Source organism: Achromobacter sp. 10T422, assembly GCF_056394065.1.
On sequence record NZ_JBFTHD010000006.1, the window covers coordinates 337,482 to 361,029 of the forward strand.

The window sequence follows — 23,548 nt, forward strand, 5'->3', positions numbered from 1 at the left end:
ACACGTCGACCCAAGAGGTTTTCATGCGTTACCCCACCCTGTTCGCGCCCACCAGCGCGACGTCTTCTTGCGCGTTTTCCCGCGCGTCTTCCCGCGCGTCTTCCGATGCGCCCGATCTGCGCCGCCGCCTGCTGCTGTCTTCGGTGGCCTTGCTGGCCCCGCTGGCCCTGACCGGCTGCGGCCCCGAGGCCCCCAAGCTGCATGGCATGGACCTGTCCGGCATGCCCGCCGGCGATTTCCAGCTGCAAGACACCAGCGGCCAGCCGCGGACCTTGGCTGACTATCGCGGCCACCCCATCATGCTGTTCTTCGGCTTCACCCAATGCCCCGACATCTGCCCGACCGCGCTGACCCGCGCGCTTGAGATCAAAGCGCAGCTGGGCGCCGATGCCGACAAGCTGCGCGTGCTGTTCATCACCGTCGACCCCGAGCGCGACACCGCCGAGATCCTGCGCGCCTACACGCAGGCGTTCGACCCCGGGTTCGTGGGCCTGCGCGGCACCGCCGAGCAAACGCGCGCCGCCGCGCAATCGTTCAAGGTGTTCTACCAGAAGGTTGCCACCGGCTCGTCCTACACCATGGACCACACCGCGCTCACCTACATCATCGACGCCCAGGGCAAGTTGCGCCTGGCGCTGCGCCACCAGCAAAGCACCGAACAATGCGTGGAAGACCTGCGCACCGTGCTTTGACGCCAGCGGCTCCCCGCCACACGACCTCTATATATAGATAGGAGACTTTCATGAAACACCTCTCGCTCAAATCTTTCGCCGCCGCCTTCACCCTGTGCGCCCTGTCCGGCTTCGCGCCCGCCACGCTGGCGCAAGACGCCGCTCTGAAAGTGGAAGACGTCTGGGTGCGCGCCACCGTGCCGAATCAGCACGCAACCGGCGTCTTCATGCGCCTGACCTCGCCCACGGCAGGCCGACTGGTCGGCGTGGAATCCGACGCCGCCAAGCACGTGGAAGTGCATGAAATGGCGATGCAGGACGACGTCATGAAGATGCGCCAGGTGCCGGCCATCGACCTGCCCGCCGGCCAGGCGGTGGAATTGAAGCCGGGCGGCTATCACGTGATGCTGATCGATCTGGCCAAGCAGATCACCCCGGGCGATCACGTGCCGCTGACGCTGATCGTCGAAGACGCCAAGCAGCAGCAACACCGGGTGCCGGTTCAAGCTGAAGCCCGCGCACTGAACGCCAAGGCAGGCGCCGCCCCGGCGCAGCACGGCCACTGACAGCGCAATGACATCTGTGCTTCAAGCCTGAAATACCTTTCGGCGCCTGAAGCCGGTTTACCTGCAACACCACGGCGCACGCCCGGTCGAATTGAAAAGGCCGGACGTGCGCCGTTTTCACGCCCCGGTCAGGCAGTTCCGCATTCAGGAAATCGTCCGCTGGCCACATCGCGGACGACGGCGCGGCCAGATCGGCCGCAGGCTATGTTTGCCAGGAGCGTTTCATGAAGACCATCACCACCACCGTGTTGCTATGCGCCGGCTTGGCCGTCGCGGGCGCCGCCCAGGCGCAATCCGCAGTTCAATCCCCCGCCCCGTCCACCCAGTACAAGCGCGATCTGTATGGCGACTGGCGCGTCACCTACGCCGCCCCCACCGCCAAGAGCTCGGACCAGGTGGCCTCTGAATTGGCGCAGGCGAAAGCCAATGGCCAATACACATTCGGCCAGGAAGACTACCCGCCCCCCGCCGCGTCGACCGCCAGCGAAAGCCGCGCCCAGGTCGAACAGGAATTGCAGCAGGCGCAAACCCAGGGCCAGATGGCGTCCGACCAGGAAGACTACCCGCCCCCGGCCATGGCCCACAGCGGCATGTCTGACATTCATTGACGGGCCGCCATCTTCAGCGAATATTGGGGACGCACATATCTGCCCCGATGCCAGCGTGCTGCGCTGAATCACCATACAATGCCTGCACGTCCACCGTCGGCGCCCCACTCGGGCCCGGCGGCAGCCGGCCCCTTTGGCCGCGCGCCGGACGCCTGCGTTCCGCGCCGCCGGGCGCTTGACCCGCCGGCGGGCCGCCGGCACCTACGTGTCTGGATATGCCCGGTAGTTCCGCTTTTTCATTCCTGCGTACCTTATGCAGCCTGCGCTGGCTCGCCATCGCGGGCCAGGCCGCCACCATCTTGCTGGCCAGCAGCGTGCTGGGGCTGGACCTGCCGCTTGAGCCCCTGTGGATCGGCGTGGGTGTGCTGATCGGTTTCAACGCCTACGCCAGCCTGCGGCTGCGCCACCCCCGCGACTTGTCCCACATCACGGCCTTCGGGCATTTGCTGGTGGACATGGCGGCGCTGTCCTGGATGATCGGATGGAGCGGCGGCATCAGCAACCCGTTCGGCATGATGTTCCTGATCCTGACCGCGCTGGCGGCGCTGGCCTTGCCGCGCAACTGGGCGTTCGCGGCGGCGGTGGCCGGCATTTCGGGCTATGCGGCGGCGGCCATCTTCGGCCAGCCCCTGCGCGGGGATGTGGACACGCATTCCCTGCTGCTCTGGGGCCTGGGCGCGAATTTCCTGATTTCGGTCGTGGTGGTGCTGGTGTTTTCGACCCGGCTGGCCGCCGACTTGCGCGCCCGCGAGCGCGAACTTGCCCGCCTGCGCGAACGCTTCACGCGTAACGAAGGCATCGTCGCCCTGGCGACCCACGCCGCCGCGATGGCGCACGAATTGAACACGCCGCTTGCGACCATGACCCTGCTGACCGACGAAATCGCCGCCGAGGTCAAGGACGAAGACGTGCGCGAAGACGTGGCCACCTTGAGCCAACTCCTGGCGTTGTGCCGGGAACGCATCCGCAATCTGGCGGTCCCAACTGCCGTGGATCTGGTTCGCGTGGTGGGTCAATGGCGGCTGATCCGGCCGACGATCGACCTGCAACGCTCGGGCACGCTGCCCACCAGCTTGCGGGTGGACCCGGCCATCGCCCACTTGTTGCAGGCCTTGCTGAACAACGCGGCCGACGCGGGCGAAGCCGCCGAGGCCCCCCGCGTGGACTTGCATCTGGAATATGGCTATGGCGCCTTGCGCGGCGAAGTGCGGGATTACGGACGGGGCTTCGACCCCGACCAGACCCTGCTGCCCGCAACCAGCCTGTTCAACAGTGGCAAACCGGGAGGGCTGGGCGTGGGCCTGGCGCTGTCGCACGCCACCGTGGAACAACTGGGCGGCGAAATGACCATGACCGCCGCTGCTGGGGGAGGCACCCGCATCCGCTTTTACCTGCCCCTGGGCAACCCCGGAATTTGATTGTGATGAACCCTACCGACCTTGGCCTCTTGATCGACGACGACGAACTGTATGTGCGCACCTTGCAGCGCAGCCTGTCGCGTCGCGGTCTGGAAACCCGAACCGCCACGGGCATCGCCGAAGCGCTGCGCGTGGCCGAGGAAATCCGGCCGGCCTTCGCGCTGGTGGATTTGCGCCTGGGCGAAGACTCCGGCCTGACGCTCATCCGCCCCTTGCGCGCGCTGCGTGCCGACATGCGCATCCTGCTGGTCACCGGTTACGCCAGCGTGGCCACCGCCGTGGAAGCCATCAAGCGCGGCGCGGACGACTACCTGCCCAAGCCCGCCACCGCGCCGATGATCCTGCGCACGCTGGGGTTGGTGAAGCCAGAATCCGTTACGATCGAAACGACCATGACGCCGTTGCACCGCCTAGAATGGGAGCACATTCATCAGGCGCTGCACGAAACCGGCGGTAATGTTTCCGCGGCGGCGCGTCTTCTGGGCATGCACCGGCGGTCATTGCAGCGCAAGCTGGCAAAAAAACCAGGGCCGGAACGCGAAGTGCTCGTCGACTGATTTGTGCGGGTGCGACACATCTTTACAACACCCCATGTGCAGGTGCGACATATCGTCGCACCCCCTGCACCCCTCCCGGGGCAGTTGCTCCCCTAGGAAAACCCTGTATCTGCCCCGATGGGGGCAGATTCCTCCCAGGCAATGCGACCATGTGTCGCATGCTTGACGGATATCAAGCCGATAGGATGGACGTTGCTGCCTAGCAGCATTCCAGTCTGCTGCTACGCAGCATTTCCAACCATCCATCCAAGGCTGTACGTGAAACACCCCCTCCTTGCGACCCTAACGCGCATTTTTGGCGTCGGCGCGGTCATGCTGCTTGGCGGCTGCAACATGGAAATTCTCTCTCCCAAGGGAGACATTGGCGCCCAGGAAAAGACTTTGCTGTTCACGGCGACGGGGCTGATGCTCATCGTTGTGATTCCAGTACTGTTCATGATCGTGGCGTTTGCGTGGAAATATCGCGCATCCAATACCAAAGCTGACTACCAGCCCAAGTGGGCCCACTCCACGGCGATTGAAGTCGTAGTTTGGACCGTTCCTTGTATCATCGTGGCGATTCTCGCCGTGATCACCTGGCGCTCCACGCACGCGCTGGACCCCTACAAGCCGCTCGTTTCCGAACACAAGCCCGTCACCATCGAGGTGGTGTCGCTGGATTGGAAGTGGCTGTTCATCTACCCCGAGTACGACATCGCCACAGTGAACGAGATTGCGTTCCCCGTGGACGTTCCGGTCAACTTCCGGATCACGTCGGCATCGGTCATGAATTCGTTCTTCATCCCCCAGCTGGGCAGCCAGATCTACTCGATGGCCGGCATGGAAACGAAGTTGCACCTGAATGCGCGCGAAGCTGGCACCTATGCCGGCATCTCGGCCAACTACAGCGGCGCCGGTTTCTCCGGCATGCGCTTCAAGGCCATCGCGATGCCGCAAGAAGGGTTCGACAACTGGGTCAAGGAAGCCAAGGCTTCTCCCACGGCGCTGACCCCCGAGGTGTATGCGGAACTGACCAAGCGCAGCGAGCGCAACCCGGTCGTCAAGTACTCCTCGGCGCCTCCCGCCATGTTTGATTTCGTCTTGGGCAGCACCATGTCCAAGATGGCCGGTGTGGACTCCGCCACGTGCACGTCCACGTCGAACAATCTGATCGCAGGAATTAACTAACAATGCTCGGGAAACTCACCCTCGAGGCCATTCCGTACCATGAACCTATCGTCATGGTTACGCTGGCCGCCGTGTGCCTGGGAGGCCTAGCGGTCTTCGGCGCCATCACTTACTTCGGCAAGTGGAAGTACCTGTGGACGGAATGGCTGACCTCCGTCGACCACAAGCGCATCGGCGTGATGTACATCATCGTCGCGCTGATCATGCTGCTGCGCGGCTTTGCCGACGCCATCATGATGCGTACCCAGTTGGCGGTGGCATCCGCTGACTCCGCCGGCTTCTTGCCACCCCATCACTACGACCAGATCTTCACCGCCCACGGCGTCATCATGATTTTCTTCATGGCGATGCCCTTCATTACCGGGCTGATGAACATCGTGGTGCCGCTGCAAATCGGCGCCCGCGACGTGGCCTACCCGTTCCTGAACTCGCTGAGCTTCTGGCTGTTCGGTGCTGGCGTCGCGCTGATGATGATCTCGCTGTTCGTGGGCGAATTCGCCGCGACCGGCTGGCTCGCCTATCCGCCGTTGTCTGGGCTGGACTACAGCCCAAGCGTCGGGGTGGACTACTACATCTGGGCGCTCCAGATATCAGGGTTGGGCACAACACTTAGCGGTATCAACTTCATCGTGACCATCCTGCGCATGCGCGCACCGGGCATGAGCCTGATGAAGATGCCGATTTTCACGTGGACCTCGCTGGTCACCAACGTGCTGATCGTCGCCGCCTTCCCCGTCCTGGCCGCAACCCTTGCGCTCCTGACGATGGACCGCTACCTGGGCACGCACTTCTTCACGAACGACATGGGCGGCAACGTCATGATGTACGTGAACCTGATCTGGATCTGGGGTCACCCCGAGGTCTACATCCTGGTGCTGCCGGCGTTTGGCGTGTATTCGGAAGTGGTTGCCACCTTTGCCCGCAAGACGCTGTTCGGCTACAAGTCCATGGTTTACGCCACGGCCGCCATTGGCGTGCTGTCGTTCCTGGTCTGGCTGCACCACTTCTTCACGATGGGTGCGGGGGCCAACGTCAATGCCTTCTTCGGCATTGCAACGATGATTATCTCGATCCCGACGGGCGCGAAGATTTTCAACTGGCTGTTCACCATCTACCGCGGCCGCCTGCGCATCACGACGCCGGTGCTGTGGACGCTGGGCTTCATGATCGTCTTCGTCATCGGCGGCATGACCGGCGTGATGCTGGCCATCCCCGGCGTGTCCTTCGTGCTGCACAACAGCTTGTTCCTGATCGCCCACTTCCACAACACCATCATCGGTGGCGTGGTGTTCGGTTGTATCGCCGGTATGACGTACTGGTTCCCCAAGGCATTCGGCTTCACGCTGAATGAGCGCCTGGGCCGCTACTCGTTCTACTGCTGGTTCGTTGGTTTCTTCATGGCCTTCATGCCCCTGTACATCCTGGGCTTCAAGGGCATGACGCGTCGCCTGAACCACTACGACAACCCCGAATGGCAGCCGTACCTGCTGGTTGCGCTGGCTGGCGCCGCGCTGATCATGCTGGGCATCTGGTTCCTGCTGCAGCAAGTGTTTGTGTCGGTTCGCCAACGCAAGCAAAACCAGGACGTCACGGGCGATCCCTGGGATGGCCGTACCCTGGAATGGTCGATTTCGTCGCCGGCTCCTTTCTACAACTTCGCCCACGTTCCTCACGTTGATGAGCTGGACCAGTTCTGGGAAGACAAGCAAAGCGGCAAGGCCTACAAGCGCCCGGCCAAGTACGAAGACATCCACATGCCGCGTAACACCGGCGCTGGCGTCTACATCGGTTTGTTCGGCCTGGTGATGTGCTTCGCGCTGATCTGGCACATCTGGTGGCTCGCCGCCGCCGGTTTCGTCGGCATGATCGGTGCGTTCATCGCCCGTGCCTACGACCGCGACGTCGATTACTGGGTCCCGGCCGCGGAAGTCGAACGCATCGAAAACGCTCACTTTGACAAAATGCAGAAGGCCGCCTGAGCCATGATTCAAGCCGTAGCCACTCACCCCCACGCGGGTCACGACGATCACGCGCATCACGACGATGGGTCCAAAACCGTTTTCGGTTTCTGGGTCTATCTGATGAGCGATTTGCTGATCTTTTCGGTGCTGTTCGCCACGTTCGCGGTGTTGTCCAACGCCACCGCGGGCGGCCCCACGGGCAAGGAACTGTTCGATCTGAAGTTCGTGCTGGTCGAAACGCTGTTGCTGTTGTTCTCCAGCTTCACCTTCGGCATGGCCAACCTGAACGTGCACGCCAACAACAAGTCCCGCGCAATGGGCTGGTTGATGGTGACGTTCCTGTTCGGCGCGGGCTTTATCGCGATGGAAGTCTGGGAATTCCATCACCTGATCACTGAAGGCGCCGGCCCCGGCCGCAGTGCTTACCTGTCGGCGTTCTTCACGCTGATCGGCACGCACGGCCTGCACGTCACCTTCGGCCTGATCTGGATCATCGTGCTGCTGGACATGATCCGCCGCCATGGCCTGGACTCGATCAACAAGCGTCGTCTGGCGTGCCTGAGCCTGTTCTGGCACTTCCTGGACATCGTCTGGATCTGCGTCTTCACCTTCGTCTATCTCATGGGAGCCATCTGATGTCGCACTCCGCTGCGGCCGCACACGGCCACGACGATCACGCCGCCGACCACGGCAGCCTGAAGTCCTACATCATCGGTTTCGTGCTCTCGCTGCTGCTCACCTTCGGCTCGTTCGGCCTGGTGATGCACGGTGCGCTGTCGCACACCATCACCATCGTCGGCGTCGTTGCCCTGTGCGTGCTCCAGTTGCTGGTGCAACTGGTGTACTTCCTGCACATGGGCGCGTCGAAGTCGGCACGCGACAACCTCGCCGCGTTCGTCTTCACCGTGCTGATCATCGCCATCATCGTCGGCGGTTCGGCATGGGTGCTGTACAACATGAACGTCAACATGGGCCACGCCATGTAATGACGGTTTGCCGTTGACGCGGTTTGCACCCGTCAATGCAAAAAAACAGGCGCCTTCGGGCGCCTGTTTTGTTTTGGGGATTGGTCCGGGATTGATCCGGGATTGGTCCGGGATTGGTCCGGGATTGGTCCGGGATTGATCCGGGATTGATCCGGGATTGATCCCGGATTGGTCCGGGGTTGATCCGGGATTGGTCCTGGGGTCGCCCGGCGTAGCCCCCGGGGCTAGCGCGTCTACTGTGCTGGCGCCTTTACATTGAGCGTCACATTGGCGCGCGCGGCCAGCTCGCGGGCAGTCACCCCCACGAAAGGCTGCACGCGCGACGCCTGATTCAAATCGCAACTGGCCGCGCCCTGCGCCCCTTCCATGACCTGCCGAATCGCCCGCGCGCCCATCGGGCTGATGGGGCCGCTGTCGCTCAACTGCCAGGCCAGCATGTCGGCCACCGCCATGCCGCAACGCCACGGCGTGCGGTACAGCCCCGCATCGTGCTCCAGCAGCAGCTTGGCCTTGGCTTCCTTGCCCAGCCGCAACATGGTCACCAGCGGCAAGGCGTCGGCGTCCACCACGCCATCGATCCGCACGCTGGGGTCCGTGCGGTCCGAGGCGTCAGCGCCCTGCTCCAGCCACTGCTGGTAAAGATCGTCAGGCAGCCACGGCAGGCTGAGCGGCGCGATCATGTTGTTGGCGATGCCCGTTGCATCATTGGCGCGGGTCAGCGGCACACCGGCGGCCAAGAGCCGATCCGCCGTGGCGCGCAGCTTGGCGCGCTGGCCATCCCATTCGGCGCTGTTCTGCTTGATGGTTGAACGGATCTCCAGCTGATTCCACACCGCCAACAGGCTGGACAGCGATTCGGGCGTCAACGGCGCTTGTGGCGTTCGGGCAGCTTGCGCCAACTGGTCCACCAGCCCCGGCTGCATCATGCGCGCGGCTAGCGTCAGCGCTTCGTTCAGGCCATTGCGTTCCGGCGTCTTGCTGGCGCTGTAACCGCCCACCGCCGGGTCCGCGCCATGGGCCAGCGCGTAAGTAACCCGTTCCGGTATGGGATACACGACCGTCGGCGTGAACTCGCCGTTGATAGCCCCGCGCAACGCTTCCAGCAACGGCGTTTCCCACATGCCCTGGTTGCCGTAGTACATGCGGATGTAGGCGGCGTTGATGTCGGCGCCCTTGGCCAGCAGCGCGTCGGCAAACCACAGGGTCTTGGGGCTTTGCATGGCCGCATGCAGCGCAGTTCGCCCATTCTTTTCGCGCACGTTCGGGTTGGCGCCCTTGGCCAGCAGATAGTTCAGCGCGTCCTTGTCTTCGCTGTAGTACGAAATGCGCCGTATCAGCAGCGGCGTGCCGCTGGAATCCAGCACGTCCATCGGCGCGCCCGCTGCGATCAAGGCATCGGCCAGCGCATAGCGTTCTGCGGCGGGACGCGTGTCGCGGCCATCGGGCAGCGCGCTGGCCAAGAGCACATAGCCGTTGTTCGCGCCGTCGGCGCGCGCGCCCGCCGCCAACAACAGCTGCACCGTATCCAGCTGCTTGCGCGATACGGCCACCGCCAGCGCCGACGTGCCGTTCTCGTTCACGCCGTTCGGGTCTTGCCCGCTTGAGAGTTCGGCGCGCACGGCGTTCAGGTCGTCGGCCTGGATCGCCTTGAAGATCGCAAGCCGCGGCCGGCAGACGTCGGCGGTAAGCGCCGCTTCGTTCAAGGCAACGCCGATGCGGGTCGCGATGTTGGCGGGAATGGGTTCCTTGGCCGTCAGGCGGCGCGAGCAGTACAGGCGGTAGTCTTCGCGAGCCAGGGCTTGAAAATAGTCACGCTTGTCACGCGTCTTTTCGCCATGCTTCCAGCGTGCGTCGGCACGGTTCAGGTACGCCGCCGTGCGCGACGGGTCACGGCGCAGCACCTCGGTCAAGATGCGGTCGGCTTGCGCCGTGTCGCCCGATTCGGCCAGCCAGAAACCATAGTCGTTCAAGGCCGTGAGCAGGTCGGCATCCTTGCCGGTGGGATCGATCTCGCGGTAGTCCTGCTCCATGACGAAGCGGCGCAAGTCTGCCAGCGCGCGATTGAACTCGGCCGTCTTCGCGCGCGGGATGGCGCGCGCAACTTGATGCAGCGTGCGGAACGTGGCGGTTATGTCGACGGGCGTCTGATATTCGAAACGGACTTCGGCAGGAAACGCCTTCATGCGCACGGGGTAATCGGTCAGGGCCGCGCGCAAGGTGACAAGCGCCTGCGCCTTCCTGGCCTCGTCCCAGGGCCGATCAGCGGTCACGACGGCCAACGCCGCATCGGCATGGACCGAGGCGGCAACGCCTTGGGCATCCACCAGGAAGCCATCGGCCTGCGTGTCGTCGGAACCGCTATAGGAATAGCCCACCCAGTAAACCGTTTCGGCGTTGCGCGGGGTGCGGACCACCACGCGTTCTTCCCGCGAAGCGCTCCACTTGGCCGGGTCGATCGCAAGCGGCTGCGAACGGAAATCCAGGCTGAATTCCTTGCCCGCGCCGCGCGTATACCGGTACAGGTACAACCGGTTTTCCATCTGCCCGACCACCACGGCGTCCTTGACGTTCTCGGTACCCCAGGCACGGCGTTCCGGCTCGCGCAGCGGGTAGCGCGACAACCGAACGGACTCGATCACGGCGCCGATATCGGACGCCACGGCGGGTTGCGGCGTGGCCGCCATGCCAGCCAGCGCGACCAGAACGGCGCCGAACAAACGGGAAACTGTGGGATGAAAGCGCTGCATGCGGGCGGGAATACCAGGGAATCGGGGACGCTGATGATACCCCTCGCGCCAAATATCCCCGGGTATGTCCTGAGTCAATTTTGTCCACAATATCGCCAGAATGGTCTGTGTTCCGTTATATATTTCGAAACATAACGACTTCATTAACAGCTTAACCATTTCGCGACTGCCGCTACCCCCATGGACGCCGTGCTGACCCCATCCCCCGCCCAGGCTGACCTTGTCAAGCCGGCCCAACGGTTTGCGCGCGCCCTGCTGCATCACGCACCGCCCGGCCACCCCGATGCGGGATTCTTCGCCACCGTCATCGGCACCAGCCTGGCGCATCAGGATTTATCGCGCAGCGGCCTGTGCCCGCAAGAGCTGACCGAGCTGCTTGGCCACCTGTTCCCCGGCGCGTTGGCCTCGGGCGAAGACCGGCTGGCCGCGTTAGCCGAGCAATACGCGGGCTATGTCACGTATGGCCGGGGCGATCCGAAACCTGGCTTTACCTTGCTGTTGCGGGTGCTGCTGGATGCCTATCGCGCGCCAGAACCGGAAACCACGCCGTGGGTCACGGGCGTGCTGGTGCATGCCTGCCTGCGGCCCGATCATCTGTGGCGCGACCTGGGTTTGTCTGGCCGCGAAGACGTCACGTTTCTGCTGGCGCGCCACTACCCCGGGCTGGTCGTGCGCAACGTGCGCAACCTGCGCTGGAAGAAATTCCTGGCCTATTCCGCCTGCGAACATGCGGGCTTGCCGCCATCGGCCGCGCCCGGCTGCCCCAACTGCGAAGACTACGACGTCTGCTACACGGACACGCCGGACTGAGCTGGCCCGAAGGTAGAACCAGTACGGGGCGCTCACGCCCGCCCCATCGCTAGAACCGGTAGGCCGCGCTCACGCCCATCGCGCAGCTAGAACCGGTAGGCCGCGCCCACGCCCATCGCGCAGCTAGAACCGGTAGGTCGCGCCCACGCCCATCGCGCAGCTAGAACCGGTAGATCGCGCCCACCCCGATCCCGGCGCTGCGCCCGGCGGCCGGTTCGTAATAGCGTCCATTGCTTTCATTGACGATCACCGAACCCGCGTAGCGTTTGTCGAACAGGTTATCCACACGTGCATAGGCGTTGAGCTCCCACGACCCCAGCCGCTTCACGTATCCCGCGCTCACCGCCGCCACGAAGTAGCCGGGCGCGTCCTGATCATTGGCATCGTTCACATAGATCTTGCTAAGCGCGCGCCCTTCCACCGACGCCTGCCAGCCTTCGGGCGGCGCCCACGCCAACGACGCGAACACGGCTTGGCGCGCAATGCCGGGAATCTTGTTGCCGGCGCGGATGTCTGCCCCGCTATCGTCGGCGTAGCGCGCGTTCAGCCACGTATAGGCAAACTGCGTGCGCCAATGCGGCGCGAATTCGCCCGTCCACCCAAGCTCCACGCCGTCGCGCCGGGTGCGCCCTGCGTTCTGGTAACTGGTGCGCCCGCCCGAGCTGCCCGCCGACACGATTTCGTCGTCGGTACGGGTGTGGAACACCGCTGCCGTCGCCAGCCCACCGGCCAACCTCGCTTTGACGCCGGCTTCCACATTGGTGCTGAGCGCGGGCGACAAGCCGAAGTTCAAACCAGGCTGGCCGCCGGGCCGGTACGAGATCTCGTTAAGTGTCGGGGTTTCAAAGCCCCGGCCATACGAGGCATAAACACTCACATCGGAACTGACCGCATAGCGCACGGCGGCCACGGGCAAGGCTTTGCGATAGCGGGCATCGCCGCTGTCATCGCCGTTGCCGGGCACGATGTAATGATCGTTGGAATCGAAGCGCACGGTGCTGTAACGCAGCCCGGCATCCAAGGTCCAGCGCGGCGACACCTTCCATGAGGCCTGCACATACGGGTCGGCGCTGTAGACGGTGTTGGTCTCGTCGCGCCGCAACGCGCCCTGCACGCCCAGCTGTTGATTGGCGCCTGTGCCGGTGAAATTCTGATAGCCCTTGCGGTTTTCGCGCAGGGAATCGTAAGAGAAGCCGCCGATGAGCGTCAGCGGCCGGCCCGCCATGTCCAGTTCCGACGTCCAGCGCACGTCCGCGCCGCCGTATTGGCGCGCCAGATCAATGACGCCGCCCGCCTGCGTGGGCGCCAATTGCGCGGCCGGGGGAATCGATTGGTACTGCGTGGTGTCGCGCTGGCCGTAATACGCCATCACGCGCAAGGTATTGCGGCCATCCACCTGCCGTTCGTAGACCACGCCGCCCTGCGTCTGCCGCACCGTTTTACGGGTGTCGTATTGCTGGGCCAGAGGCGCGGCCCGCGGGTCGTCCTGAAACTGCTGATACGTCAGGCCCAAGGGGTCCTGCGCCTTCAGGTCCACGCTGTTGGCGACAATGGTCAGGCGGCTGGCGTCGTCCAGTTGCAGACCCAGCTTGGCATTGGCCAGGTTCTTGCGGGCGGCGCTGTGGTCGCGATAGCCGTCTGTCGTAAAGCGTGTCAGGTCCACCACGTAATCCAGTTCCCCTGCGCCCGTCGCGGTGACGCCACTGGCTTTCGCGCCGTAACGCCACGTGCCGAAACTGCCCGCCCACGCGCTGGCCGCAAGCGATGGCGGCGCCGCGCCGTCTTCCGTATAGACCTGAATGACGCCACCCGAGGAATTGCCATACAGCGCGGAAAACGGGCCGCGCAACACTTCAACGCGGTCGATGGAGCCGATGTCGATATTGGAGGTCTGCCCCTGCCCATCCGGCATCGTCGCGGGGATGCCGTCCACGTACAGCCGCACCCCGCGCACGCCAAAGGTCGAGCGCGCGCCGAATCCCCGGCTGGATATCTGCAAGTCCTGCGCGTAGTTCTGCCGGTTCTGGATCTGCAACCCCGGCACGCCGGCCAACCCTTCCGACAGATTGATCTGAGGCTGCCCGCGACGCATCGCCACGCCGTCGACCACATCCACCGAGGCGGGCGTATCCAGCACCGATGTATCCATGCGCGTACCGGTAACGACTACCGGGGACAGCGTGGACTCGGCCTCTTGCGCCCAGGCGCCGTTAACCATCCCCACCGCCAGCGACCCGCGCGCGAGCCATCGCAGCCCTTGGTGCACCTTCCGCGGCCGCAATGCCGCGCGCCGATCCGCCCGCTCCGTCAAATCCTTCTCCCGTACTCAAAAAGTCTGGCCCGCCCCATTGGAAATCCCGGGCGGGAATAGGTTCTAATAGCCGCCATGGAACCCATGCAAGACATCGAACGCCGCCTGCTCGAACTGGAGGTCAAGTCCAGCTTCTCGGACGACCTGCTGGAACAGCTGAACCAGATCATCGTGCGGCAGCAACAGCAAATCGACCGGCTACAGCGCGAAGTGGCAGACCTGCGCCAGCAGGCCCCGGAAGGCGCAGCGCCTTTTCGCAGCCTGCGCGACGAACTGCCGCCGCATTATTGACGTTCTGACGCTGACGTTCTGACGCTGACGCCACGCTAGTAACGGTACCGCAGCAACCGCCCCAAGCGGCGCAGCGGCAATACCCGCCGCATCAACCACAGCCCCATACGCGCACGCCAGCTCAGCCTGGCCAGCTGCCTGCTATCGCTGGCTTCTTCCATCCCCTGCTCGGTGCGCAGGCGCATGCCCGGCACCTGGGCCTCCAGGTTCTGCGGATTTTCCAGGCTCCAGCGCATCACGGCGCCCGTCGCCCGGAACATGCGGTTGCGCCGCGCCAGCGCCAAGCCCAGCCGGTTATAGGCGTCGAACGCGATCTCGCCGGTGGGGAATTGCGTGGTCACCACACGCATCAGTTGCAGCACCTCTTCCTCTTGTAAGTACAGGAACAGGCCTTCGGCCACCACCAGCGCCGGCTTGTCGGTGGGAATCTGCGCGAGCCAGCCCAGATCCGACAGTGGCGAACCAATCAGCGCGTAACCGGGGCGCGACGGGTACAGCGCACGCCGCAGGGCGATGACGTCGGGGTAGTCCACGTCGAACCAGTTGACGTCTGCCGGCGGGTCCACTCGAAACACCCGGCTGTCCAGCCCGCATCCCAGATGCAGCACCGTGGCGCCGTTGTGGGCGGCGATGAACTCGCGCACCCAGCCGTCCAGCGAATACGCCCGCATCGCCAAGCCAATCATCTCGTCGCGGCGCATGCGCAACGCGGAAAAGGCGTGGTCGATCCGGGCGACGGCGTCGGCCGCGTAGCGGTCTTGCAACAGGGAATCGGGCAGGCGGCTTTCTTCTGCCTTGGCAAACAGCGTGATCAGCAGCGTGGCTTTTTCACGTGTCAGATGGACCTTTTCCATGCCAGTTTCCAGGAGACAGAGGGCACGCTATCGATTCCATGAATGGAGACTATCGAATAAATCGAACGATATCTTTCCATTGATGGAAATATCTTTTACCGATATCCGGGTTTATCCCTAGCCTGACTCGGCGCAGAATTCAGTCATCGGGAAACAGCAACGAACCACGACGGATAGGCCGCCGGATTCGCCCCCAGGCTCTTGAAATCGGAGATTTACCATGAAGAAGACCCTCGCTACCGCACTGATGTTGTCCTTGGCCGCCCTGAGCGCCGGCGCCTACGCATCGCAAAACATCGAACCCAACAACGTGCCGTTCCAAGGCGTTTACGGCACCCAGTACGAAGGCCCGACCCGCGCCCAGGTGCAAGCCGAACTGGCTGCCGCCAAGGCCGCTGGCCTGGTCACCAACGTCGAACCGAACAACGTGCCCTTCCAAGGCGTTTACGGCGCCCCCCAATCGGGCAAGACCCGCGCCGACGTGCAGGCTGAACTCGCCGCCGCCAAGGCCGCAGGCCAAGTGTCCAACGTTGAACCGAACGACACGCCCTTCGCGGGCGTCTATCACAGCAACTGATCTGCCCCGGGGCCACGCGCCCCGGCCTCACGATTACCGCGATTTACCCTCCCCTTGTTGTACCTTGGCCGCCGGCAATCTGGCGGCCTTTTTTTTACGTGGCGCATGGCTTGGCGTACTATCGGCTCCATTGCACGCATAACAATCTGGTCAATAAGAAGGGAGCCTATCTTGAGATATACCCACGTTCTTGCCGCACTGCTCGTCGCAGGCGGTATGTCGGCAGCGGCGGTCGCCGCGCCGCCGGTGATGCTGAACAACTCGCTCATCACTCAGATTCCCAAGGGCGACCGGATCTCGTTCCACGAAGCTATCGCGCAAGCGTTGAACAGCTCGGCCGACGGCCAGCGCACCGAATGGGCCAGCAAGACTCAGCCCAAGCGGGCCGCGCCGATCACCGTGCAGCTCACGCCGACGCAAACGTCGACGGTCAAGGACAACCGCACGTGCCGCTTCCTGGTGGCAGATTTCGCGCGCACCAGCACCACGGAAAAATGGCAATTCTGGTTCTGCAAAATGCCCGACGGCACCTGGAAGGCCAGCAGCACTTGATAAGGTGTTGACGCGAATCGTTCGCCAAGAAAATGGCCCCCAGCGGGGCCATTTTTATTACTGCAACGCGAAAGGGCCACACGAAGTTTCCCCGCTTACCTCAACCCTGCACGCCGCACCATTGCGCGATGAACAGCGCGATGGTCTTCGTGATGAGGCGTACCGATTCAAGATGCACGCGTTCGTCAAAGCCGTGGATGTCCAGTGACTTGGGGCCGTAAACCAAGGTAGGCATATCGCCATAGATGACGAAGACGCGGGCGTCCAGATAGCCTGGCGTGGTGAAGCTTTGCAGCTCGCTTTGAAACGCCTGGCGGTGGCACTCGCGTAGCGTGTTTTCTGCGTCGGAGCCTTCTTCCAGCACGTAGCCTTCGGCGTAGAAGCCCGTGTATGTGACGGTGGGTGGCGTTCCGCCCAGGCGGGGGTCGGATACGGCGTCTCGCAGGCAGGCGTCGATCTCCGCGCGCGCTTCGTCCGCCGTCGTGCCGGGGTAGATGGCGGCGCGCACATCGAATTCGCACCACGGCGGCACGGTGGAGGGCCAGTCGCCGCCTTCGATCTTGCCGATGTTGAAGTTGATGGGGTGGTCCAGGTGTTCAAAATGGCGGTGGCAGTGGTGCTGCCCGTTCCACTTGGTTTCCAGCTTGCGCAGCGCTTCGATGGTGGCGTAGGCGGCGTCGATGGCGTTGAAACCGTTGGCCATTTCGCGTGTGTGCGTGGGGTGGCCTTGCACGCGGACCTTGAACCACAACACGCCCACGTTGGCGCGCACCAGCATGTTTTCTTCGGGTTCGGGAATGATGACCGCATCGGCCTTGTAACCGCGCAACAGCGCAGCCAGCGCGCCGTTACCCGTGCATTCCTCTTCGACCACCGATTGGAAATAGATCGGCGCTGCCGGTGCGTAGCCCGCCGCGCGCAGGGCGTCGTAGGCGAACAGATTGGCGGCCAGGCCGGCCTTCATGTCGGCGGCGCCGCGGCCATACATCCAGCCGTCGATGATGGCCGGGTCCCAGGGTGAACGGCTCCACATGTCCTGCGGCCCCGTGGGCACCACGTCCACATGCCCGTTCAAGATCAGCGACCGCCCGGTCTGCACGTCGGGCCGGTAGGTGCCGACCACATTGAATGCGTTCTCGTACGAGACCGTGACGGGACCAAAGCCCGGATGGGACTCGATGTCCTTGACGTCGATCTTCCAGCGGTCCATCGCAAAGCCGCGCTGGCGCATCGCCTCGTACAAGAAGTCCTGCGCGGTGTGCTCCTGCTCGCGCAGCGAGGGAAAGCGCACCAGATCCTGCGTGAAGGCCAACTGCGCATCGAAGCGGTCATCCACCGCCTGCAAAATGCGGCGCGTCTGTTCGGCCGTCAGTGCGGCGGGGGTGTGAGCGGTATCCATGATGTCTCCTTGAAGTGAACGTCGGGCGCGGCCTCAGGCGGCGGGCGTCACGGCGCGAGGGGTAGTAGCGTGGCGCGGCTTGTGGTTGGCCAGGCCCCATATCGAAACGAGCGTGATGGCCGACAGCGCGGAATAGAACAGCGCCAGCGGCAGCCATTGGCCGGGATACTGATGCGACAGCCAGGTGCCGATCAACGGCGTGAAGCCGCCCGCGACAGCGCCGCACAGCTGATACGACAGCGAAATTCCCGAGTAGCGGACGTGGGTCTCGAAGGCCGCGCTGATGAAGCCGGCCATGGCCGAATAGATGGTCGCCATGAACACCAGCACGATCGCGATGCCGGCAACGATGCTGAGCGGCGTGGCGTGGCTGACCAACACGAACATCGGATATGGCGCCACTACCGAGCACGCCGCCGCGATCATCAACACACGCGACGTGCCCAGCGATTCAGCGAACCAGGCGGCCAGCGGTTGCACGATCAGCTGGATGATGGCCACGGCGAACAGGCAGTCCAGGATCATCGCGCGGTCCAGGCCCAGCGTCTGCGTGGTGTAGGCCAGCATGAATGTGTTGGTGAAGTAGATGCCGCCGATCGCCACGGTGCACACGCCCATGCACAGCAACACCGTGCGCCAGGCGGTGCGCAAAACTTCACGCGCCGGGACTTCGGACGTTTCCTGCTGCGCCAGCACCTTGGCGAAGTCAGGCGATTCGCTGACCCCGACGCGGATGAAATAGCCCACCCCCAGCAGCACAGCGCTGACCAGGAACGGGATACGCCAGCCCCAGGCCAGAAAGTCGGCTTCGTCCAGGGTCGTGATCAGACGAAACGCCACCAGCGACAGAATCAAACCCGCCGGGCTGCCCAACTGTGCGAAGGACGCAGCGAAGGTGCGCCGACGCTGTGATGCGTGTTCGCCCGCCATCAGCACTGCGCCGCCCCATTCGCCGCCCACGGCCAGGCCTTGCGCCAGGCGCAGCAACAACAACAGCGCGGGCGCGAGCATGCCGGCCTGCGCATAGCTGGGCAACAGGCCGATACCCACGGTGGCCACGCCCATGATGATCAACGTGGCCATCAGCGCATTCTTGCGTCCGACACGGTCGCCCAGATGGCCGAACACCAGGCCGCCCAATGGCCGTGCAAGAAAGCCCGCCGCGAACGTGCCAAAGGACGCCATCGTGCTGACAAACGGATCGGCGGTGGGAAAGAACACCTTGCCGAACACCAGCGCGGCGGCCGTGGCGTAAATGTAGAAGTCGTACCACTCGATGGTGGTGCCGATGAATGCCGCGGCAGCGGCGCGCACGGGCTGCCTGGCGGTGGATGAGCGGGCGGGGGCCGACATGTTTTCTCCTTGGATTTTTGGATTTGATGGCGGCTTTATCGCCCGCGCCCGTGGGGGTGGTCAATTTCTGATTTCTTATCATCGACTTAAATTAAATTAATGTTGCGCTATGATGGCCGACGCTGCCCTTGCCGCCCGCCCGCTGCCCACCAATTCTTTATCGATCAAGGTGTTATGAAGGAACCATTGATTGCCCCAACGACGATTGCGCGCGTGGGCGACCGCCTGGACTGGAATCTTCTGCGGACGTTTCTGGTGATCGCTCAAGAGCGCAGCATTAGCGGCGCTGCTATCAAGCTGCATCTGACCCAGTCGGCGGTCAGCCAGGCGCTGCGCCGGCTTGAACAACAGCTGGACCGCAGGCTGATCGAGCGGCATCACTCCAAATTCGCCATCACCCCGGCCGGAGAAGAGGTGCGCCAAGCCGCCTTGGCCATCCATGGAAACGTGTCGCAGCTGGTCAGCGACGTGGCGCAGGCGGAAGAAGAAACGGTGGGCCGAATCCATCTGCTGGTGGCCAGCCGCATCCATTCGGCGGTGTATGACGAGTTCTGGGTACGCTTTCATCGCGCGCACCCGCGCATTGAAGTCCAGCTGGACGTGCTGCCCAGCAGCGAGATCGCGAACGTGCTGCAACAGCGGGGCGCGACGGCCGGCATCGCGCTATGCCGGCAGATTCCAAAGCGGCTGGAACACAAGCTATTCCTGCAACAGCGCTACGCCATGTTCTGCGGCAAGCACCATCCGCTGTTCGGGCGCACGGACATCCGCATGGAAGATCTGCTGAACGAGAATTTTGTCTCGTTCGCCAGCGACGCCTTGGGCGACAGCCTGTCGCCCTTGACCATCTTTCGCGATCAGCGCGGGTTTTCGGGCAGCATCATCGCCACGTCCTCACAGCATGACGAGGTGAAGCGCCTGCTGGTGGCGGGCTTCGGCATCGGCTGCCTGCCCGAACACAGCGTGCAGGCCGATCTGGCGGAAGGCCGCCTATGGCGTTTGCCGCCCGGCGAAGGCGTGTGCGCCGCCGACCTGCATCTGCTTTGGCACGGGGATGCGCACCGCAGCGCGGCCGAGGACCTGTTCATTACCGCGTTCCGCGACCATATCGACAACTATTCGCTGCCCCAGCGGCTGCTGCCCCACCTGCCCTGAGTACTTGCGCCCGCCGCATCGGCGCGCGCACAAAGAAACGCCCCGGCAAGCGGCACGCGTGTGCGGCTTGTCGGGGCGTTGATGCCTGGCGGGCGCGTTGCGCGCCGCGTGCCTGGGTCTTAGACGGCTGCGTCCACCCGGTTGGCATCCAGCACGGTCATGGCCGTCATGTTGATGATGCGGCGCACCGTCGAGCTCGACGTCAAAATGTGCACCGGCGCATTCGCGCCCAACAGGAACGGGCCCACCGCCACGTTGCCGCCGGCTGCCGTCTTGAGCAGGTTGTAGGCGATGTTGCCGGAATCCACGTTCGGGCACACCAGCAGATTCGCTTCGCCCTTCAACGTGGACGACGGCAGGATGCGCATGCGCAGCGCTTCGTCCAGCGCGCAGTCGCCGTGCATTTCGCCGTCGATCTCGATTTCGGGTGCCGCTTCGCGCACCAGTTCCAGCGCACGGCGCATCTTGGCGCCCGAGGCCGAACTGCCCGAACCGAAGTTCGACCGCGACAGCAACGCCACCTTCGGCGCCAGATTCATGCGGGCCATTTCGTGCGCGGCCATCACGGTGAATTCAGCGATCTGCTCAGCCGTGGGCTCGTCGTTCACGTGCGTGTCCACCAGCACCACCGTGCGCTCGTTGAGCAGCAGGATGTTCATGGCGGCGTACACGTTATGGCCCGGGCGGCGGCCGATCACTTCGTCCACGAAACGCAGGTGGTCGTGATACGCGCCCACCGTGCCGCAGACCATGCCGTCGGCGTCGCCCAGGTGCACCATCATCGCGCCAATCAAGGTCAGACGGCGGCGCATTTCCACGCGCGCCATTTCCTTGGTGATGCCACGACGGCACATCAGTTCCCAGTACGTCGTCCAGTATTGATGGAAGCGTTCGTCGTATTCCGGGTTAGTGACTTCAACGTCTTCGCCCAGACGCAAGCGCAGGCCGAATTTCTCGATGCGCGACAGCAACACCGCGGGGCGGCCGACCAGGATGGGACGGGCCAGGCCTTCGTCCACAATCACTTGCACCGCACGCAGCACGCGTTCGTCTTCGCCTTCGGTGAACACGATGCGCGACTTGCCGCCACCGCGCACGATGCGCTTGGCTGCCGAGAACAGCGGCTTCATGAACGCGCCCGAGTGGTACACGAACTGCTGCAACTGCTCTGCGTAGGCTTCCAAGTCAGCCAGCGGGCGCGTGGCGACACCACCGTCCATGGCGGCCTTGGCCACGGCCGGGGCGATGCGCACGATCAGGCGCGGGTCGAACGGCTTGGGGATCAGGTATTCGGGGCCGAACGAGATGTCATAGGTGCCGTAAGCGGCCGCCACGACTTCGTTCTGTTCCTCTTCGGCCAGTTGCGCAATGGCGTACACCGCCGCCATTTCCATTTCACGCGTGATGGTGGTGGCGCCCACGTCCAGCGCGCCACGGAAAATGTACGGGAAGCACAGCACGTTGTTGACCTGGTTCGGGTAGTCCGAACGGCCCGTGGCCATGACCACGTCGTCGCGCACGCCGTGCGCCACTTCCGGCAGGATTTCCGGCGTGGGGTTGGCCAGCGCCAGAATCAGCGGGCGCGTACCCATGGCGGCAACCATCTCGGGTTTCAGCACGCCGCCTGCCGACAGGCCCAGGAACACGTCGGCGTCCTGGATCACTTCGGCCAGCTTGCGGGCGTCGGTTTTCTGCGCAAAGCGCGCCTTGTCCGGGTCCATCAGCACGGTGCGGCCTTCATAGACCACGCCTTCGATGTCCGTCACCCAGATGTTTTCCAGCGGCAGGCCCAAGTCCACCATCAGATCCAGGCAAGCCAAGGCAGCGGCGCCCGCGCCCGAGGTCACGACCTTGACCTTTTTGATGTCTTTACCCACGACCTTCAGGCCGTTGATGAAGGCCGCCGACACGGTGATGGCGGTGCCGTGCTGGTCATCGTGGAAAACCGGGATCTTCATGCGTTCACGGAGCTTGCGCTCGACGGTGAAGCATTCCGGGGCCTTGATGTCTTCCAGGTTGATGCCGCCGAACGTGGCCTCCAGGCCGGCGATGATCTCGACCAGCTTGTCCGGATCGGTTTCGTTGATTTCGATGTCAAAAACATCCAGGCCGGCGAACTTCTTGAACAGCACCGCCTTGCCTTCCATGACGGGCTTGGACGCCAGCGCCCCGATATTGCCCAGGCCCAGCACGGCCGTGCCGTTGGTGATCACGCCCACCAGGTTGCCGCGCGCCGTGTAGCGGTAGACATTGGACGGGTCCGCCACGATCTCTTCGCAGGCAGACGCCACGCCGGGCGAGTACGCCAGCGCCAGGTCGCGCTGGTTGACGAGCGGCTTGGAGGCCACCACCGAAATCTTCCCCGGGGTGGGGAACTCGTGATAGTCCAGGGCTGCCTGGCGGTCGGATTGCGTGTTCATGGGGGCTTGTGCCTCGCTGTCTTGAAATATGGAAAAATTCTAGGCTCCAAGACATAAGGCGATCATTCGGATTTAATATCGTCCCATTACCCTAAACTTATGATCTGTCTATGACAGCCTTTGACCCGGATGCCGTCATCCGGAAACTGACCTCGCGCCTGAAGATGCGCCACCTGATGCTGCTGCTGCAAATTGAGCAGCATGGGTCGCTGACCCGGGTGGCGGAACACATGGCCACCAGCCAGCCCGCCGTGACGAACGCCCTGGCCGAACTGGAAAGCATGTTCGATGTGCCGCTGTTCGACCGCTCGGTGCGCGGCATGACCCCGACGCCGCTGGGCGCTGTCGTGCTGGCGCGCGCGCGCGGCCTGGTCCACGACCTGGGGCATCTGGTGCAGGAAATGGAAGCGGTAGCGGCCGGCCATGCCGCGCATCTGCACATCGGCGTCATCCCCTTCGTGTCTGGGCAGATGCTGTCGGCGGCCATCAGCCGCACGCTGCCGCAAGGGCGGCGCATCACCGCCACCATCCACGAAGGTCAGGGGCCGGCGCTGCTGCGCCAGCTGCGCGACCACACGCTGGACATCGTTGTCGGCTGGGCGACGCCATCGGTCGACCTGAGCAATATCGATTTTGAAGTGCTCTACCACCAGCAGCCCCGGCTGATCGCCAGCCGCCGTCTGGCTGCAAGGCTGGGGCGGTCTCGGCTGGAGTGGAACCGGCTGGCGGATCTGGACTGGATTCTCGGCACCCCGGGCAGCCCCATCCGCGAACAGGTGGCCGATATTTTCCTGCGCGCGGGGCTCGCGCCCCCGCCGCCCTCCGTGCAGAGCGATTCGTCCAAGCTGATTGGCGAAATGATCGTGGCAAGCGACCGCGCCGTGTCGATCCTGCCCGCCGATATCGCCGACGAACTGGTGCGCATTGCCGGTGCAGCCATCGTGCCGTATTCCTTTGACTGGACCTTGCCGCCAATTTCACTGTTCACGCGCGCGGACGGGTTGCGGCGCAATGTCGACGCCTTGTTCGCGGCGGCGCTGCGCGAGGTCTACACAAAAGGCGCGCGTCCCGGCAACTAGGCGGCTTGCGAAATTGCTAAGGATTGCAAGGGACGTGGCCACGGCGCCGCGCACCCTCCTATACTT

The 23,548-nt window shown here is 63.8% G+C and carries 21 protein-coding genes; 15 read left to right on the plus strand and 6 right to left on the minus strand.

Annotated features, from left to right (window positions below; translation table 11 throughout):
• Positions 1-23 precede the first annotated feature (23 nt).
• The 9 genes from AC1DB0_RS18055 to cyoD all read left to right on the plus strand — a co-directional run bounded on the left by AC1DB0_RS18055 (position 24) and on the right by cyoD (position 7,934).
• Positions 24-692 carry an SCO family protein gene (locus AC1DB0_RS18055; protein ID WP_476757961.1) on the plus strand — a complete coding sequence of 223 codons (669 nt, stop codon included), beginning with the start codon at positions 24-26 and terminating at the stop codon, positions 690-692.
• A 50-nt stretch (positions 693-742) separates the two neighbouring features.
• Positions 743-1,237 (plus strand): copper chaperone PCu(A)C, encoded by a 495-nt coding sequence (locus AC1DB0_RS18060; protein ID WP_054422648.1) that lies wholly within the window; start codon positions 743-745, stop codon positions 1,235-1,237.
• A gap of 224 nt (positions 1,238-1,461) precedes the next feature.
• A complete protein-coding gene (locus AC1DB0_RS18065; RefSeq protein ID WP_476757960.1) occupies positions 1,462-1,845 on the plus strand; it encodes a DUF4148 domain-containing protein in 384 nt (127 codons plus the stop codon).
• A 215-nt stretch (positions 1,846-2,060) separates the two neighbouring features.
• Entirely contained in the window at positions 2,061-3,263 is a 1,203-nt protein-coding gene (locus AC1DB0_RS18070; RefSeq protein WP_054422650.1) for a HAMP domain-containing histidine kinase, read from the plus strand.
• 5 nt (positions 3,264-3,268) lie between these two features.
• Positions 3,269-3,820 carry a response regulator transcription factor gene (locus tag AC1DB0_RS18075; RefSeq protein ID WP_006221322.1) on the plus strand — a complete coding sequence of 184 codons (552 nt, stop codon included), beginning with the start codon at positions 3,269-3,271 and terminating at the stop codon, positions 3,818-3,820.
• A gap of 258 nt (positions 3,821-4,078) precedes the next feature.
• The gene (gene cyoA / locus AC1DB0_RS18080; protein WP_054422651.1) at positions 4,079-4,987 is read left to right on the plus strand and encodes a ubiquinol oxidase subunit II; all 909 of its coding nucleotides are present in this window, start codon (positions 4,079-4,081) and stop codon (positions 4,985-4,987) included.
• Between the two features lie 2 nt (positions 4,988-4,989).
• A complete protein-coding gene (gene cyoB, locus AC1DB0_RS18085) occupies positions 4,990-6,966 on the plus strand; it encodes a cytochrome o ubiquinol oxidase subunit I (RefSeq protein ID WP_054422652.1) in 1,977 nt (658 codons plus the stop codon).
• A gap of 3 nt (positions 6,967-6,969) precedes the next feature.
• Positions 6,970-7,584 (plus strand): cytochrome o ubiquinol oxidase subunit III, encoded by a 615-nt coding sequence (cyoC, locus tag AC1DB0_RS18090; RefSeq protein ID WP_006222595.1) that lies wholly within the window; start codon positions 6,970-6,972, stop codon positions 7,582-7,584.
• Positions 7,584-7,934, plus strand: coding sequence for a cytochrome o ubiquinol oxidase subunit IV (gene cyoD / locus AC1DB0_RS18095; protein ID WP_054422653.1), 351 nt, complete (start codon positions 7,584-7,586; stop codon positions 7,932-7,934). The genes cyoC and cyoD overlap by 1 nt, the downstream gene beginning before the upstream one ends.
• 233 nt (positions 7,935-8,167) lie before the next feature.
• On the opposite strand, the gene AC1DB0_RS18100 is transcribed toward cyoD, so the two are convergent.
• Positions 8,168-10,681: an ankyrin repeat domain-containing protein gene (locus AC1DB0_RS18100; protein WP_476757958.1), complete on the minus strand. Its 2,514-nt coding sequence runs from the start codon at positions 10,679-10,681 to the stop codon at positions 8,168-8,170.
• 180 nt (positions 10,682-10,861) lie between these two features.
• On the opposite strand from AC1DB0_RS18100, the gene AC1DB0_RS18105 reads away from it, so the two are divergent.
• Positions 10,862-11,491, plus strand: coding sequence for a nitrogen fixation protein NifQ (locus tag AC1DB0_RS18105; protein ID WP_054422655.1), 630 nt, complete (start codon positions 10,862-10,864; stop codon positions 11,489-11,491).
• A gap of 160 nt (positions 11,492-11,651) precedes the next feature.
• Here AC1DB0_RS18105 and AC1DB0_RS18110 read toward each other — a convergent pair whose 3' ends face one another.
• Positions 11,652-13,709: a TonB-dependent receptor domain-containing protein gene (locus AC1DB0_RS18110; RefSeq protein ID WP_476757957.1), complete on the minus strand. Its 2,058-nt coding sequence runs from the start codon at positions 13,707-13,709 to the stop codon at positions 11,652-11,654.
• A gap of 168 nt (positions 13,710-13,877) precedes the next feature.
• Between AC1DB0_RS18110 and AC1DB0_RS18115 the strand changes: the two genes are divergently transcribed.
• A complete protein-coding gene (locus AC1DB0_RS18115) occupies positions 13,878-14,093 on the plus strand; it encodes a SlyX family protein (RefSeq protein ID WP_054422657.1) in 216 nt (71 codons plus the stop codon).
• Between the two features lie 35 nt (positions 14,094-14,128).
• Here AC1DB0_RS18115 and AC1DB0_RS18120 read toward each other — a convergent pair whose 3' ends face one another.
• Complete coding sequence (locus AC1DB0_RS18120) at positions 14,129-14,947, minus strand: class I SAM-dependent methyltransferase (RefSeq protein ID WP_454669650.1); 819 nt, start codon at positions 14,945-14,947, stop codon at positions 14,129-14,131.
• A 220-nt stretch (positions 14,948-15,167) separates the two neighbouring features.
• On the opposite strand from AC1DB0_RS18120, the gene AC1DB0_RS18125 reads away from it, so the two are divergent.
• Positions 15,168-15,524, plus strand: a complete 357-nt coding sequence (locus tag AC1DB0_RS18125) for a DUF4148 domain-containing protein (RefSeq protein WP_454669651.1) — start codon at positions 15,168-15,170, stop codon at positions 15,522-15,524.
• A gap of 171 nt (positions 15,525-15,695) precedes the next feature.
• Positions 15,696-16,076, plus strand: coding sequence for a hypothetical protein (locus AC1DB0_RS18130; RefSeq protein ID WP_476757956.1), 381 nt, complete (start codon positions 15,696-15,698; stop codon positions 16,074-16,076).
• Between the two features lie 100 nt (positions 16,077-16,176).
• On the opposite strand, the gene AC1DB0_RS18135 is transcribed toward AC1DB0_RS18130, so the two are convergent.
• Both AC1DB0_RS18135 and AC1DB0_RS18140 read right to left on the minus strand, forming a co-directional pair.
• Positions 16,177-17,475, minus strand: a complete 1,299-nt coding sequence (locus AC1DB0_RS18135; RefSeq protein WP_054422661.1) for an ArgE/DapE family deacylase — start codon at positions 17,473-17,475, stop codon at positions 16,177-16,179.
• A 33-nt stretch (positions 17,476-17,508) separates the two neighbouring features.
• Positions 17,509-18,828, minus strand: coding sequence for an MFS transporter (locus AC1DB0_RS18140; protein WP_054422662.1), 1,320 nt, complete (start codon positions 18,826-18,828; stop codon positions 17,509-17,511).
• A 174-nt stretch (positions 18,829-19,002) separates the two neighbouring features.
• Between AC1DB0_RS18140 and AC1DB0_RS18145 the strand changes: the two genes are divergently transcribed.
• Positions 19,003-19,983: a LysR family transcriptional regulator gene (locus tag AC1DB0_RS18145; protein ID WP_175170089.1), complete on the plus strand. Its 981-nt coding sequence runs from the start codon at positions 19,003-19,005 to the stop codon at positions 19,981-19,983.
• A gap of 119 nt (positions 19,984-20,102) precedes the next feature.
• Here the strand turns inward: AC1DB0_RS18145 and AC1DB0_RS18150 are convergent, their stop codons facing one another.
• Positions 20,103-22,403: an NADP-dependent malic enzyme gene (locus AC1DB0_RS18150; RefSeq protein WP_175170090.1), complete on the minus strand. Its 2,301-nt coding sequence runs from the start codon at positions 22,401-22,403 to the stop codon at positions 20,103-20,105.
• A gap of 110 nt (positions 22,404-22,513) precedes the next feature.
• Between AC1DB0_RS18150 and AC1DB0_RS18155 the strand changes: the two genes are divergently transcribed.
• Complete coding sequence (locus AC1DB0_RS18155) at positions 22,514-23,482, plus strand: LysR substrate-binding domain-containing protein (protein ID WP_346551166.1); 969 nt, start codon at positions 22,514-22,516, stop codon at positions 23,480-23,482.
• Positions 23,483-23,548 lie beyond the last annotated feature (66 nt).

What these genes read in the sequence shown, in the direction of transcription:
- AC1DB0_RS18055 (WP_476757961.1), top strand. Translation starts at nt 24, where the DNA reads ATGCGTTACCCCACCCTGTTCGCGCCCACCAGCGCGACGTCTTCTTGC.
- AC1DB0_RS18060 (WP_054422648.1), top strand. Translation starts at nt 743, where the DNA reads ATGAAACACCTCTCGCTCAAATCTTTCGCCGCCGCCTTCACCCTGTGC.
- AC1DB0_RS18065 (WP_476757960.1), top strand. Translation starts at nt 1,462, where the DNA reads ATGAAGACCATCACCACCACCGTGTTGCTATGCGCCGGCTTGGCCGTC.
- AC1DB0_RS18070 (WP_054422650.1), top strand. Translation starts at nt 2,061, where the DNA reads ATGCCCGGTAGTTCCGCTTTTTCATTCCTGCGTACCTTATGCAGCCTG.
- AC1DB0_RS18075 (WP_006221322.1), top strand. Translation starts at nt 3,269, where the DNA reads ATGAACCCTACCGACCTTGGCCTCTTGATCGACGACGACGAACTGTAT.
- cyoB (WP_054422652.1), top strand. Translation starts at nt 4,990, where the DNA reads ATGCTCGGGAAACTCACCCTCGAGGCCATTCCGTACCATGAACCTATC.
- cyoC (WP_006222595.1), top strand. Translation starts at nt 6,970, where the DNA reads ATGATTCAAGCCGTAGCCACTCACCCCCACGCGGGTCACGACGATCAC.
- cyoD (WP_054422653.1), top strand. Translation starts at nt 7,584, where the DNA reads ATGTCGCACTCCGCTGCGGCCGCACACGGCCACGACGATCACGCCGCC.
- AC1DB0_RS18100 (WP_476757958.1), bottom strand. Translation starts at nt 10,681, where the DNA reads ATGCAGCGCTTTCATCCCACAGTTTCCCGTTTGTTCGGCGCCGTTCTG.
- AC1DB0_RS18105 (WP_054422655.1), top strand. Translation starts at nt 10,862, where the DNA reads ATGGACGCCGTGCTGACCCCATCCCCCGCCCAGGCTGACCTTGTCAAG.
- AC1DB0_RS18110 (WP_476757957.1), bottom strand. Translation starts at nt 13,709, where the DNA reads ATGGTTAACGGCGCCTGGGCGCAAGAGGCCGAGTCCACGCTGTCCCCG.
- AC1DB0_RS18115 (WP_054422657.1), top strand. Translation starts at nt 13,878, where the DNA reads ATGGAACCCATGCAAGACATCGAACGCCGCCTGCTCGAACTGGAGGTC.
- AC1DB0_RS18120 (WP_454669650.1), bottom strand. Translation starts at nt 14,947, where the DNA reads ATGGAAAAGGTCCATCTGACACGTGAAAAAGCCACGCTGCTGATCACG.
- AC1DB0_RS18125 (WP_454669651.1), top strand. Translation starts at nt 15,168, where the DNA reads ATGAAGAAGACCCTCGCTACCGCACTGATGTTGTCCTTGGCCGCCCTG.
- AC1DB0_RS18135 (WP_054422661.1), bottom strand. Translation starts at nt 17,475, where the DNA reads ATGGATACCGCTCACACCCCCGCCGCACTGACGGCCGAACAGACGCGC.
- AC1DB0_RS18140 (WP_054422662.1), bottom strand. Translation starts at nt 18,828, where the DNA reads ATGTCGGCCCCCGCCCGCTCATCCACCGCCAGGCAGCCCGTGCGCGCC.
- AC1DB0_RS18145 (WP_175170089.1), top strand. Translation starts at nt 19,003, where the DNA reads ATGAAGGAACCATTGATTGCCCCAACGACGATTGCGCGCGTGGGCGAC.
- AC1DB0_RS18150 (WP_175170090.1), bottom strand. Translation starts at nt 22,403, where the DNA reads ATGAACACGCAATCCGACCGCCAGGCAGCCCTGGACTATCACGAGTTC.
- AC1DB0_RS18155 (WP_346551166.1), top strand. Translation starts at nt 22,514, where the DNA reads ATGACAGCCTTTGACCCGGATGCCGTCATCCGGAAACTGACCTCGCGC.